13 protein-coding genes are annotated in these 12,217 nt (G+C 65.9%); 11 read left to right on the top strand and 2 right to left on the bottom strand.

What is annotated here, in order from left to right; translation table 11 throughout:
- Positions 1 to 2: 2 nt before the first annotated feature.
- A complete protein-coding gene (gene miaA, locus IWX62_RS08720; protein ID WP_196841010.1) occupies positions 3 to 932 on the top strand; it encodes a tRNA (adenosine(37)-N6)-dimethylallyltransferase MiaA in 930 nt (309 codons plus the stop codon).
- A 43-nt stretch (positions 933 to 975) separates the two neighbouring features.
- The gene (dapF, locus tag IWX62_RS08715; protein WP_196841193.1) at positions 976 to 1,881 is read left to right on the top strand and encodes a diaminopimelate epimerase; all 906 of its coding nucleotides are present in this window, start codon (positions 976 to 978) and stop codon (positions 1,879 to 1,881) included.
- 38 nt (positions 1,882 to 1,919) lie between these two features.
- Here dapF and IWX62_RS08710 read toward each other — a convergent pair whose 3' ends face one another.
- On the bottom strand, positions 1,920 to 2,528 hold the full coding sequence (locus IWX62_RS08710) for a class I SAM-dependent methyltransferase (RefSeq protein WP_196841009.1): 609 nt from the start codon (positions 2,526 to 2,528) through the stop codon (positions 1,920 to 1,922).
- A gap of 132 nt (positions 2,529 to 2,660) precedes the next feature.
- Here IWX62_RS08710 and hflX point away from each other — a divergent pair, with 132 nt between their 5' ends.
- On the top strand, positions 2,661 to 4,205 hold the full coding sequence (hflX, locus tag IWX62_RS08705) for a GTPase HflX (protein ID WP_196841008.1): 1,545 nt from the start codon (positions 2,661 to 2,663) through the stop codon (positions 4,203 to 4,205).
- Positions 4,198 to 6,219, top strand: a complete 2,022-nt coding sequence (locus tag IWX62_RS08700) for an ATP-dependent DNA helicase (RefSeq protein WP_196841007.1) — start codon at positions 4,198 to 4,200, stop codon at positions 6,217 to 6,219. The genes hflX and IWX62_RS08700 overlap by 8 nt, the downstream gene beginning before the upstream one ends.
- 75 nt (positions 6,220 to 6,294) lie before the next feature.
- Here the strand turns inward: IWX62_RS08700 and lexA are convergent, their stop codons facing one another.
- A complete protein-coding gene (gene lexA / locus IWX62_RS08695; RefSeq protein ID WP_196841006.1) occupies positions 6,295 to 6,951 on the bottom strand; it encodes a transcriptional repressor LexA in 657 nt (218 codons plus the stop codon).
- A 452-nt stretch (positions 6,952 to 7,403) separates the two neighbouring features.
- Between lexA and IWX62_RS08690 the strand changes: the two genes are divergently transcribed.
- The 7 genes from IWX62_RS08690 to IWX62_RS08660 all read left to right on the top strand — a co-directional run bounded on the left by IWX62_RS08690 (position 7,404) and on the right by IWX62_RS08660 (position 12,186).
- Complete coding sequence (locus IWX62_RS08690; protein ID WP_196841005.1) at positions 7,404 to 7,763, top strand: LysM peptidoglycan-binding domain-containing protein; 360 nt, start codon at positions 7,404 to 7,406, stop codon at positions 7,761 to 7,763.
- A gap of 157 nt (positions 7,764 to 7,920) precedes the next feature.
- Complete coding sequence (locus tag IWX62_RS08685; RefSeq protein WP_196841004.1) at positions 7,921 to 9,030, top strand: histidinol-phosphate transaminase; 1,110 nt, start codon at positions 7,921 to 7,923, stop codon at positions 9,028 to 9,030.
- A gap of 83 nt (positions 9,031 to 9,113) precedes the next feature.
- The gene (gene hisB, locus IWX62_RS08680; RefSeq protein ID WP_196841003.1) at positions 9,114 to 9,731 is read left to right on the top strand and encodes an imidazoleglycerol-phosphate dehydratase HisB; all 618 of its coding nucleotides are present in this window, start codon (positions 9,114 to 9,116) and stop codon (positions 9,729 to 9,731) included.
- A complete protein-coding gene (gene hisH, locus IWX62_RS08675) occupies positions 9,728 to 10,366 on the top strand; it encodes an imidazole glycerol phosphate synthase subunit HisH (RefSeq protein ID WP_196841002.1) in 639 nt (212 codons plus the stop codon). Before hisB ends, hisH begins: the two co-directional genes overlap by 4 nt.
- Positions 10,367 to 10,368: 2 nt before the next feature.
- Positions 10,369 to 10,527 carry a hypothetical protein gene (locus IWX62_RS08670; protein ID WP_196841001.1) on the top strand — a complete coding sequence of 53 codons (159 nt, stop codon included), beginning with the start codon at positions 10,369 to 10,371 and terminating at the stop codon, positions 10,525 to 10,527.
- A 40-nt stretch (positions 10,528 to 10,567) separates the two neighbouring features.
- Entirely contained in the window at positions 10,568 to 11,326 is a 759-nt protein-coding gene (priA, locus tag IWX62_RS08665; RefSeq protein WP_196841000.1) for a bifunctional 1-(5-phosphoribosyl)-5-((5-phosphoribosylamino)methylideneamino)imidazole-4-carboxamide isomerase/phosphoribosylanthranilate isomerase PriA, read from the top strand.
- On the top strand, positions 11,323 to 12,186 hold the full coding sequence (locus IWX62_RS08660) for an SseB family protein (protein ID WP_196840999.1): 864 nt from the start codon (positions 11,323 to 11,325) through the stop codon (positions 12,184 to 12,186). Before priA ends, IWX62_RS08660 begins: the two co-directional genes overlap by 4 nt.
- The last annotated feature ends 31 nt before the right edge of the window (positions 12,187 to 12,217 follow it).

Below are 12,217 nucleotides of genomic sequence, written 5' to 3'. Positions count from 1 at the left end.
CGATGACCGCGGCGGACACGGCAAATCCACCCCTGATCGCCGTCGTCGGGCCCACGGGATCGGGGAAGTCCACCCTGGGCATTGACTTGGCACACCAGTTCGACGGCGAAATCATCAACGCCGACTCGATGCAGTTCTATCGCGGCATGGACATCGGCACCGCCAAGGTCACCGTCCAGGAACGGCAGGGGATACCGCATCACCTGCTGGACACCCTCGACGTGAACGAGGAAGCAAGCGTGGCGGCGTACCAGATGCAGGCGCGCGCCACGATCGCCGCCATCCGGGACCGGGGCAAGCTGCCGATCCTGGTCGGCGGGTCTGGCCTCTACGTGCGGGCGGCCCTCGACGTGCTGGAGTTCCCCGGCACCGACCCCGCCATCAGGGTCCGGCTGGAGGCCGACCTGGACCGCGACGGTGCCGACTCCCTCCGCCAGCGGCTGGCAGAAATCGACCCGGTCTCCGCCGGTCGGGACCTCGACGACCGGCGTCTGATCCGGGCGCTGGAAGTCCACGAGGTGACCGGCCGGCCCTTCAGCTCCTTCATGCCGCAACGCCACTACCACCAGCCGGCACTCCAGCTCGGTCTGCAGGTCGACCGCGCCCTCCTCAGGGAACGCCTGGCCGCGCGGGTCCACACCATGGTGGACGACGGGCTGCTCAACGAGGTGGCCACCCTGGATAACCACGGGCTTCGCACCGGCCGCACCGCGTCCAGAGCACTCGGCTACGCCCAATTCCTCAGGGTGCTCGACGGCGAGCTGACCCAGGACCAGGCGGCCAGCGACACCATCGACGCCACCCGTCGCTTCGCCCGGCGGCAGCTCACCTGGTTCCGCGCCGACCCGCGGATTACCTGGCTCGATTGGGAGGATCCGCACCTCACCTCCCAGGCCGCAGACCACATCCGGCGGACCTTCGGCCTATCCTAGACAGGTGACTACACCACCCGACACACTGGTTTCCCCCGCCCCGATGCCCCTCACCGGAGTGGCCTTCACCAAGGGGCACGGTACCGGCAACGACTTTGTGCTGGTCACCGACCCCGACGGCGAGTTGGAGATCGCACCCGACCATGTCAGGACCATCTGCGATCGGCATCGCGGGATCGGAGCGGACGGGCTGATCCGTGCCATCCGGTCGCATCACCTGCCCGAGGGCAGGGCACTGCTGCAAAGCGATCCGTCGGCCGAATGGTTCATGGACTACCGCAACGCGGACGGCTCCCTGTCGGAGATGTGCGGCAACGGAGTCCGGGTATTTGTTCACCTCCTGGTGTCGGCCGGGCTCCTCAGCCTCGCCGAGGGTGCCACAGCGTCGATCGCTACCCGCGGAGGGATCAAGCTGGTCGAGCGGTCCCCTGACGGCTATTCGGTGGATATGGGGCCCTGGGAGTTCATCTTCCCTGACGTCGCCACCGCGCGCGGCACTGACTGCCTGGTTGAGGCTGACGGGCTAGAGGTTCCCCGACCCGCCCTGTCCATCAGCATGGGCAACCCGCACACCGTGGTGGCACTGGCTGACCCCGCAGAGCTTGAGGCGACGCGTCTCGTTGATGCGCCAGTGGTCCAGCCACCCCCCGCCGATGGCACCAACGTCGAATTCGTGGTGCCCCGCGACCCCTTGGTGCAGGACGGTGTCGGCCAGGTCAGGATGAGGGTGCACGAGCGCGGCGTGGGGGAGACCCTGTCCTGCGGCACCGGGGCCTGCGCCGCCGCCGCAGCCACCCGGTTCTGGGCTGGAGCCGAAGCGCCCCTGGTCTGGAAAGTCGACGTACCCGGCGGCGTCGTCGGCGTCCGCTTCCACGCCGGACCGGACGGGCGTGAACACGTCAGCCTCAGCGGACCGGCAGTACTGGTGGCCACCGGTACGCTCCTGTAGGCGCGTACCACCCCGGACCGGGGCCTGGATCATTGGTTCTAGGCTGTGGGCCGCTCGACCCGGATAATCCTGAACGACTTCGAAGTGGCCGTCCTGGACACCGCGAAACCGTCGCCCAATTGATCGGCGATCCACTTCTGCAGCGAGTCAGCGCCCAGGTTCTTCTGCACCACCAGCCAGGCTGAGCCGGCAGGGGACAGCCGCGGAAGCCACTTCAGCAGCAGTGCGTGCAACTCATCCTTGCCTACCCGGATCGGCGGATTGGACCAGATGGTGTCGAAGGTCGCGTCGGCGTCGACCTCCTCCGGCCGCTGGACCAGGACCTTGCCCAGCCCCAACAGCTTCGCGTTCTCCGCAGTGAGCGCCAGGGCCCGTTCGTTGACGTCGATGGCGATCACTTCGGCGTCGGGCGCCTTGAGGGCCATCGTCAGCGCCAGCGGCCCCCAGCCGCAGCCAATATCCAACATCCGCGCGCCCACCGGATCTGGCGCCTCAGCGAGCAGGATGCGGGTGCCTTTGTCAATCGAATCAGAGCTGAAAATACCCGAGGAGGTCACCAGGGTGCGCTCCAGCCCGGCGAGTACCGTGCGCAGCGGTTTGCGGGTTTCCGGGCCAGACGGCTGGGCGCTGAAGTAGTGGGAATCCATAACAAACCAGCGTAGTCGAGGGGTTGAGGCTTTCCGGAACCCGGGCAGGCGCCGGATTGCGCGCTCAGTGAATCACCTCACCCGATGACTGTGGGGGAGACTACGATTGAGGAACACCACTTTAGGGAGCGTATGTCCACGAGTAACGGGGGACCGGCCACGCCGGAACCGGAGATCGGCCCAGCTGAAATTCAGGCAGTCATCGATAGGATCCTGGCCAAGGATGAGGCGGCGTCCGCGAAGGGTGCCGGAAACCGTTTCGCAGGTCCTTCCTCGGCGAACGACGGCGAACGGTCGTCCTACGATGGCGACCAACAGGATCTCGACGAACGACGCGCGCTGAGGCGCGTCGCAGGCCTGTCCACTGAACTCGAAGATGTCACCGAGGTCGAGTACCGGCAGCTCCGCCTGGAGCGGGTGGTCCTCGCCGGGCTCTGGAGCGAAGGCACCGCCGAAGATGCCGAGAACTCCCTGCGCGAGCTTTCCGCCCTTGCCGCCACCGCCGGCTCCGAGGTGCTCGACGGAATCGTCCAGCGGCGCCTCAAACCTGACCCCGGCACCTTCCTCGGCTCGGGTAAAGCCCAGGAGCTCAAGGACATCGTGGTCGCCACCGGTGCCGACACCGTCATCGTCGACAGCGAGCTCTCACCCTCCCAGCGCCGCGGGCTGGAGGACATCGTCAAGGTCAAGGTCATCGACCGGACCGCACTGATCCTCGATATTTTCGCCCAGCACGCCAAATCCCGTGAAGGCAAGGCGCAGGTTGAGCTAGCCCAACTCGAGTACCTCCTCCCCAGGCTCCGTGGCTGGGGCGACTCGATGTCCCGTCAGGCCGGTGGCCAGGTCGGTGGCGCCGGCGCCGGCATGGGCTCCCGTGGGCCCGGCGAAACGAAGATCGAGCTCGATCGGCGGAAGATCCGCACCCGGATGGCCAAGCTGCGCCGCGAAATCAGCGCCATGAAGCCAGCCCGCGAAACCAAACGCGCCAACCGCCGTCGTAATGAGATCCCCTCGGTAGCGATCGCGGGATACACCAACGCTGGGAAGTCTTCGCTTCTGAACCGGCTGACCGACGCCGGCGTCCTGGTCGAGAATGCGCTGTTTGCCACCCTTGACCCGACGGTGCGCAAGGCCGAGACCGCCGATGGGCTGGGCTATACCCTCGCCGATACCGTGGGGTTCGTCAGGTCGCTGCCGACGCAGCTCGTCGAGGCGTTCCGTTCGACGCTGGAGGAGATTGCCGACTCGGACCTGATCCTGCATGTGGTGGATGTATCCCATCCCGATCCGGAGGGTCAGATCGCCGCGGTGCGGGAGGTCCTTTCCGAGGTGGATGCCCGTAAAGTCCCCGAAATCATTGTCCTGAACAAGGCCGACGCCGCAGATCCCTTTGTGATCGAGCGTCTGCGCCAACGCGAACCACGGCACATTGTGGTCTCGGCCCGCACCGGGCAGGGCATCGCCGAGCTGCTGGAAGCCGTCAGCGCCGCTATCCCGCGCCCCAGCGTCAAACTGACCCTGCTGGTGCCTTACGAGCGGGGCGACGTCGTAAGCCGGCTGCACCAGTCCGACGCCGAAATCCTCACCCTCGAACACGTTGAATCGGGCACCCGCCTCGACGTGATGGTTCGTGAAGGTCTCGCCGCCGATCTGGAGGAATTCCGCCAGCATGCCTGACAGTGGCGCCACTGGGCCGCTGGAACTCCTCGATGCAGCTGTCGAAGCCATGGGCGGCGAGAACCGTGCCGGCCAGCACGAGATGACCCAGCGGGTCGCCGAGGCGTTGACCTCCGGTGACCATCTGCTGGTCCAGGCGGGCACGGGAACCGGGAAGTCCCTTGCCTACCTGATTCCGCTCATCTCCCACGCACTGACTCATGACAAGCCAGCCATCGTCTCCACGGCCACCCTTGCCCTCCAGGCGCAGATTGTTGGACGGGACGTGCCACGGCTGCTGAAAGCGCTCAAGGGGAAACTGCCCCGGCCAGTGGAGGTTGTGCTCCTGAAGGGCCGCGGCAATTACGTGTGCAAACACAAGACGGGCGGCGGTTTCCCCGAGGAAGGCGCACCCGAGGCGCTCTTCAGCATGGGAGAGGACACCGCAGCCCCGCACCCGGCGGCTGGCCCCGCCACACCGCTGGGCCGCGAGGTGGTCCGACTCAGGGAATGGGCTGAGACCACCGAAACCGGTGACCGTGACGAGATAACCCCCGGCGTCAGTGAGCAGGCCTGGCGCCAGGTGTCGGTAACCAGTATGGAATGTCTCGGCGCACAGAAGTGCCCGGTCGCCGCCGAGTGCTTCAGCGAACGGGCCCGGGCCAAAGCCGGGGACGCCGACATTGTCATCACCAACCACGCGATGCTCGCCATCAGCGCCTTCGAGGGGCTGGCTGTGCTCCCCGAGTACGACGTCGTCGTGATTGACGAAGCCCACGAACTGCATGACCGCGTCACCGGGGCGGTGTCCGGGCAGCTCTCCACCGGCATGATCTCCGCCGCGGCGTCAGCCGCGCGCAGACACCTCTCGGTCAGTGCCGAGCCACTGGACGCGGCGAACCGGTTCTTCGAGTCGACAGTGGAAGGGATTCCCTCGGGTCTGATGGCTTCGGGGCTGGATGAAGAGCAGGAATCGGCCATCACCCAGGTCCGGGAGGCCTGCCGTGCCGTCCTGTCCGATGCCAAGGGCGACGGCCCAACCCCCGCCGACGGCGGACGCCAGCTGGCCAAGTCCCATGTGCTGGCGGTGTTCGAACTGTGTGAACGCCTCCTCACGGCCACCCCCGCGGGCGAAGTGCTGTGGGCCTCACGGCCCAGCACCTTCTCGCCTGGCACCGGGTACTCCCAGCCCGACGACGCCGCACCGGCCACGATCAACATTGCTCCACTGTCGGTGGCAGGGAAACTGCGGGAGGGCCTGTTCGCCGATCACACCGTGGTGCTCACGTCGGCAACGCTGGCGATTGGCTCCGAGTTCGGCCCGGTTGCCGGGTCGCTGGGCCTGGCCGGAGCGTCGGCTCCCTCCTGGACGGGCGTCGACGTCGGCAGTCCGTTTGATTACCCGAGACAGGGCGTGCTCTACGTCGCCAAAGACCTGCCGAAGCCTGAACGGGGTACCTCGGCAGAACAGCTTGACGAACTTGAGGTCCTTCTCAAAGCGTCCCGGGGCGGCGCGCTGGGACTCTTCTCTTCCCGCCGGGCCGCCGAGGAAGCTGCCGAGGCGCTGCGTCCGAGGGTGGATTTCGAGATCCTGTGCCAGGGCGAATCCTCGATGTCAGCCCTGGTCAAACAGTTCTCCGATGAACCCGACACGTGTCTCTTCGGCACCATGTCCCTCTGGCAGGGCGTCGACGTCCCGGGCAGGTCCTGTCGACTGGTCACCATCGACCGGATACCTTTCCCCCGACCGGACGATCCCCTGATGACCGCGAGGACCAGGGCGGTGGCCAAAGCCGGCGGCAACGGTTTCATGAGCGTTTCAGCGACCCATGCCGCCGTCCGGTTGGCGCAGGGCGCCGGACGCCTCATCCGGGCGACCGAAGACAGGGGAGTAGTGGCGATCCTCGACTCCCGGCTGGCCAACGCACGCTACGGGTCGTTCCTGCGCGCCGCGCTGCCACCCTTCTGGTCGACAACCGATCGCGCGACCGCGGTGGGCGTGCTCCAGCGCCTGGCCGGAGAGCCTGGCACCTAACGCGGCCAATCGCCGTCCGAACCCCATACCGCCCGGGGTGGGGGTGGTGGGGGTGAGTGGGGAGGTGGTGTGATGCTAGAGAGCGCGCATCACGGAGACAACCTTGCCCATGATCGTGGCCAGATCGCCGAGGATCGGCTCGTACTGGGTGTTCTGCGGGAGGAGCCAGGTGTGGCCGTCGCGTTGCCGGAAAGTCTTCACTGTCGCCTCGTCATCCAACAGAGCCGCCACAATGTCGCCGTTCTGCGCCTCCTGCTGTCGGCGGACTACCACCCAATCGCCGTCGCAGATGGCCGCGTCGATCATCGAGTCGCCGTAGACGCGGAGCATAAACAGATCTCCATGGCCGACGAGTTGACGCGGCAACGGCATCACATCCTCGATGACCTGATCAGCCAGGACTGGCCCGCCTGCTGCGATCCGGCCAACCAGCGGCACCATCGCCGCGTCCACCGCACCGCCGATCCCCGACGGGCCGTGGGAATCTGATCCCTCGGGCGCCCTCTTGTGATCGTGGTCGAGTGTCAGCGGAAGCAGGATCTCCATGGCGCGGGGACGTTTCGGGTCACGGCGGAGATAGCCCATCCGTTCCAGCTGTGACAGTTGATGCGTCACGCTCGACAGGCTGGCAAGCCCCACCGTGTCCCCAATTTCCCGCATCGACGGCGGGTAGCCGTTTGTACCGATGGCCCGCTGGATGGTTTCGAGGATCTTCTTCTGCCGGGCTGTCATGCCCTTGGGCACCTGCCGGCCGCGGGGGCGACCACGCGTAGGAAGCGGAGCGGGGGCCTGATCTGAAGTTTGTTCATCCAGTGGTCCGTCGGACTCTTTCACGGTCTCGGTCCCTTCGATAAGAATCCATGTACCCCGGCTGATCCCTGGATTCAGGGCGCCGAGCTTATTTTGTCAGAGGCGGATGATGTGCTGATTTCTGCTGGAACCGAACGTTCATCCTTGCCCTAACGGTAGGGGAGTTGGGACACGTTTTCAAACATTTGTTCGATCGTGTCTCGACAAAGTTCGTCAATGAGTGCTAAAAATAAGAAAGCAGCAATTCGAAGATAAGTTCGAATGAAACAGGTCAGTCCTGTTTTCGCTCGAACACTACCTTCAACCGTCACGGTTGGTTCGGGTTGAAACCCGGATTCGAATGGACTGATTCGAGAGTACAGAGAGGTCTATCCATGTCTGTCATCACCACACATCAAAACTCCCCCGTCGCCGAGAACGGCGCGGCCAAGCTCCGACTCACCCGTAGGGGCAGGCTCCTGCTGGTCGGGCTGCCAATTGTCCTGCTGGCGTCTGCCGTCCTGATGTTGTCAGGGTTCTTCAACTCGCCCGCCAAGGCCGCAGCCGAGGGTGGAGAGGTCACACAGACCGTCAGCGTCAGCGTCGCCGCGGGCGAAACCATCTGGCAGATTGCCACTGAGTTCGCTCCAGACCGCGATCCGCGCGACGTGGTCTCCGAAATCGTTGAACTGAACAGCCTGGGTACCTCAGTTCTCCAGGCCGGCCAGCAGCTGGACGTCCCGACCAATCGGTAAGACCTTCCAGAGGACTCATACCCCAGAGACTCTTTCGAGTCGCGCCATCCACGGCGGACCGGCCAGCCAGTCTCGGCTGCCGGGAGTCCCTCGGGGCGGGACGTTCGAAGTTTCCCCTGATTCTGCTCTTGCACGGCTCGGCGCATAACCTTGATAGGTGAGTGAACAGTTTGAGCGGTTGAGCCGGTTGCCCCTGCGTGATGATCTGCGGGGTAAGCATCCCTATGGGGCACCCCAGTTGGATGTGCCCATCCTCCTCAACGTCAACGAGAACACCTACGGCGTCCCCGACGACGTCAGGCAGGCAATTGTTGATGCGGTCAGCCGGGAAGTCGGCGGACTCAACCGCTACCCTGACCGGGAGTTCAGTGACCTGCGGTCCAACCTCGCGCGGTACCTGGGCCATGGGTTGACGCCTGATAATTTGTGGGCAGCCAACGGCTCCAACGAGGTGCTGCAGCACCTTCTCCAGGCCTTCGGTGGGCCGGGCCGGTCGGCGATCGGTTTCCCACCGACCTACTCCATGTATCCTCTGCTCGCCAGCAGCACCGGCACGCGCTACATCCCCGGTGAAGGCAATGAATCGTTCACCTTGGGCGCCGAAGACGCCGCGCGTCAGGTGCACGACTCCGGCGCCAACGTAGTCTTCCTCTGCTCGCCCAACAACCCGACGGGGACCGCCCTGGGCCTGGATGTGGTGGAAGCCGTTTACGAGGCGAGCGGTAAGGCCAACGCCATCGTGATTGTTGATGAGGCCTACGCTGAGTTCGCCCACTCAGACACCGTCAGCGCTTTGACGCTGTTGAAGGGACGTGAGCGTCTTGTGGTGTCCCGCACCATGAGTAAGGCCTTTGCCATGGCTGGCGCGCGGCTTGGCTATCTGGCGTCTGCACCAGAGGTCGCTGACGCGCTACGCCTCGTCCGGTTGCCCTACCACCTGTCAGCCATCACCCAGGCGGCTGCCAATGCGGCGTTGACACACTCGACCCAGCTGCTCGCCAACGTGGAAGACATCAAGACCCAGCGCGACCGGATCGTTGAGAGCCTCCGGGCATTGGGCCTGACTCCTGCGCCCTCGGATGCGAACTTTGTCCTGTTCGGTGGGCTTGAGGATCCGCAAGGGATCTGGCAGGGCCTCCTCGAGGCAGGGGTGCTGATTCGCGACGTCGGCATTCCGGGCCATCTGCGGGTCACCGCAGGCACCGAGACGGAGACCACAGTGTTCCTTGACTCCCTTAGCGCCCTGCTGGGGAAAACCGTCTCCTAGACTGGTAGGGGGCCCTCTCGATGCGGCACCCGCATGAGCCATCTACCGTCACCCATCTGCTACGTACCAATCGAAGGATAGCCATGAGCGTGGAAACCACCGTCGGACGCACCGCGAGCCGGGAACGGACCACCAGCGAATCGTCAGTGTTCGTCCAACTGGATCTCGACGGCACGGGTCGCGCAGAGATCAGCACCTCTGTGCCCTTCTATGACCACATGCTGACCGCTCTGGCCAAGCACTCGCTGATCGACCTGACGGTCCGGGCCACCGGTGACACCCACATTGATGCCCACCACACGGTCGAGGATGTCGCCATCACCATCGGTGAAGTGCTCCGCGAAGCGCTTGGCACCAAGGCCGGCATCCGCCGGTTCGGTGAAGCCACTGTGCCCCTGGATGAGGCCCTGGCCAACGCGGTAGTCGACATTTCGGGCCGGCCCTACCTGGTGCACACGGGTGAACCGGCGGGCCAGGAGTACCACCTGATTGGCGGACATTTCACTGGTTCCCTCACCCGCCACGTTTTCGAAGCGATCACCCTGCACGCCCAGATCTGCCTGCACATGACGGTCCTCGGCGGGCGCGATCCGCACCACATTGTCGAAGCCCAGTTCAAGGCGTTTGCCCGTGCGCTCCGGGCCGCAGTGGAGCCGGACCCACGGGTCGACGGTGTCCCTTCCACCAAAGGGGCGCTATGAGCGCGCCGCGCGTCACAGTCCTCGACTATGGCTCAGGCAACATCCGTTCAGCGGTGCGCGCCCTTGAGCACATAGGTGCCGAGGTTACGTTGAGCGCCAAGCCCGACGACGTCCTCAACGCCGACGGGCTGGTGGTGCCCGGCGTCGGCGCTTTTGCCACAGTCATGAAGGGCCTCAAGGACGTCGACGCGCTGCGCATGATCGGCCGACGGGTGGCCGGCGGTCGGCCGGTCCTGGGGATCTGCGTTGGACTCCAGATCCTCTTCGACGAGGGGGTCGAGCACGGCGTCAGGACCGAGGGGATGGGTGAGTGGCCGGGCACCGTTGAGCGGCTCCGGGCCGACGTCGTTCCCCACATGGGCTGGAACACGGTGACAGCACCCGAGGGGTCAACCCTTTTCGACGGCATCGAGGAGGAGCGATTCTACTTCGTTCACTCCTACGGGGTGCAGCAGTGGAAATTCGATGTCACCCAGCCGGCCATGAAACCGCCCATGGTGACCTGGGCCGACCACGGTGGACCGTTCATCGCCGCGGTCGAGAACGGGCCGCTGAGCGCCACCCAGTTCCACCCGGAAAAGTCCGGCGACGCCGGTGCCCGGCTGCTGTCCAACTGGACAGCGGGGTTGCGCTAGCCATGTGGAGCATAGTGCTGATGGGCCTGTCCGGCCTGCTGATCGGCGGGGCCATTTCCTTCCGGCGGCAGGAGTCGCACAAGGCCCTCATCATCAGTTTCTGGGTGTTGGCGGGAATGGCGTTACTGGCCGCCTACCTCCTGACCCTGACCGACCTCTGATTATCGAGACATCCGACAGCTACGAAAGAGTCACTACCCGATGAGCCCCTTTACTGAATCGCCCATTCTTGAACTGCTTCCCGCCGTCGACGTCGTCGACGGTCAGGCCGTGCGCCTGGTCCAGGGCGAGGCCGGCAGCGAAACCGGCTACGGGGACGCCCTCGAGGCGGCCCTGGCCTGGCAGCACGACGGCGCCGAATGGGTACACCTCGTGGACCTCGACGCCGCATTCGGCCGCGGCTCCAACCGGGAACTGCTGAAGCGCGTCGTCAACGAGCTCGACATCAAGGTTGAGCTGTCCGGCGGCATCCGCGACGACGCCTCCCTGGAGGCGGCCCTCGACCTTGGAGCGCACCGGGTGAACCTGGGCACCGCCGCCCTGGAGGACCCAGAGTGGACCGCTGCCGCCATCGCCCGCTACGGCGACAAGATCGCCGTCGGGCTGGACGTCCGCGGCACCACCCTCGCCGCGCGCGGGTGGACGGAGGAGGGCGGTGACCTCTGGGAGGTCCTGCAGCGCCTCGAAGACGCCGGCTGCTCCCGGTATGTGGTCACCGACGTCACTAAGGACGGCACCCTCCGCGGCCCGAACCTCGAGTTGCTCCAGCAGGTGCTCGAGCGCACCTCGCGCCCCGTGGTCGCGTCCGGCGGGATCTCCAGCCTTGATGACCTCGCAGCACTGCGCCAACTGGTGCCGCACGGCCTGGAAGGTGCAATCGTGGGCAAGGCCCTGTATGCCGGAGCGTTCACCCTGCCCCAGGCCCTCGACGTCGCTGGCCACCCGGAGCCGCAGGTGTGAGCGAGCGCCACCTGCCGGCTCACATTGCGGGGGCCCTCGCGGGCAACACCGCCGATTCGGCGGGCCAACTGTGGGAGGGTCGTGACCTTAGCGGCGACGGGAACCCGCTGCACAACTTTGACGACGACGATGGCGGCGCGCCTCCCGCCTACACCGCGGCGGTGAACCGGCTCCTCGCGGGCAAGGGCGACGAGGCAGATGTACTCGCCGCCCTCGCCGGGGTCCGTGTCTTCGTACCAGTGATACCCCAGCTGGCCGCTGGTAGCGAACCTGCCGGGCAGCACGACGGGTCGGCGGAGGGCCAGACGGGGGACAAGGAAGCCGACATGGCGCTGGTGACCCTCACAGCACCCGACGGGCGGAACGCGTTGCCGGTCTTCAGCTCAGCGGCTGCCCTCACAGCGTGGCATCCCGATGCCCGGCCCGTTGCCGTTTACGCCCCACGCGCGGCACTGTCGGCCGTGGCTGACGAGTCGGAGCTGCTGGTGATCGACCCGGGCGCGGATTTCACGTTCGTGGTGCGTCGCCCGGCACTGTGGGCGTTGGCCCAGCAGCTTCCGTGGGAGCCCGCCTACAGCGACCCGCGGGTCGCTGACCTGGTGGCCCAGGCCACCGCCGGGGAACCAGCAATTCTGCGGGTTGCAGTGAGCCCCGGCAGCGGGGTCCCGGCGCGTTCAGCAGACGGTACACTGGCATCCGGCGGCGGCCCGGGGCCAGAGGTACGGCTACAGGTAACGCTGCGCGGCGGGTTGGATGAGGACGCCGTCCGCGCTGTGGTCCAGGAGCTGCAGAGCCGGCTGCGAAGTGACAGAGAATTTGTGGAACGGGTCGACTCCCTTGAGGTGGTCTTGACCCGCTGAGAAGGTGCGGGTAGACCCGCAGAAAAGTGAA

This window comes from Arthrobacter sp. CAN_A1, from assembly GCF_015751665.1.
Lineage (GTDB): Bacteria > Actinomycetota > Actinomycetes > Actinomycetales > Micrococcaceae > Arthrobacter_D.
This window is presented reverse-complemented; position numbering and strand designations above follow the sequence as displayed.

What these genes read in the sequence shown, in the direction of transcription:
- miaA (WP_196841010.1), top strand. Translation starts at nt 3, where the DNA reads ATGACCGCGGCGGACACGGCAAATCCACCCCTGATCGCCGTCGTCGGG.
- IWX62_RS08700 (WP_196841007.1), top strand. Translation starts at nt 4,198, where the DNA reads ATGCCTGACAGTGGCGCCACTGGGCCGCTGGAACTCCTCGATGCAGCT.
- priA (WP_196841000.1), top strand. Translation starts at nt 10,568, where the DNA reads ATGAGCCCCTTTACTGAATCGCCCATTCTTGAACTGCTTCCCGCCGTC.
- hisB (WP_196841003.1), top strand. Translation starts at nt 9,114, where the DNA reads ATGAGCGTGGAAACCACCGTCGGACGCACCGCGAGCCGGGAACGGACC.
- hisH (WP_196841002.1), top strand. Translation starts at nt 9,728, where the DNA reads ATGAGCGCGCCGCGCGTCACAGTCCTCGACTATGGCTCAGGCAACATC.
- IWX62_RS08670 (WP_196841001.1), top strand. Translation starts at nt 10,369, where the DNA reads ATGTGGAGCATAGTGCTGATGGGCCTGTCCGGCCTGCTGATCGGCGGG.
- dapF (WP_196841193.1), top strand. Translation starts at nt 976, where the DNA reads ATGCCCCTCACCGGAGTGGCCTTCACCAAGGGGCACGGTACCGGCAAC.
- IWX62_RS08710 (WP_196841009.1), bottom strand. Translation starts at nt 2,528, where the DNA reads ATGGATTCCCACTACTTCAGCGCCCAGCCGTCTGGCCCGGAAACCCGC.
- IWX62_RS08690 (WP_196841005.1), top strand. Translation starts at nt 7,404, where the DNA reads ATGTCTGTCATCACCACACATCAAAACTCCCCCGTCGCCGAGAACGGC.
- hflX (WP_196841008.1), top strand. Translation starts at nt 2,661, where the DNA reads ATGTCCACGAGTAACGGGGGACCGGCCACGCCGGAACCGGAGATCGGC.
- lexA (WP_196841006.1), bottom strand. Translation starts at nt 6,951, where the DNA reads ATGACAGCCCGGCAGAAGAAGATCCTCGAAACCATCCAGCGGGCCATC.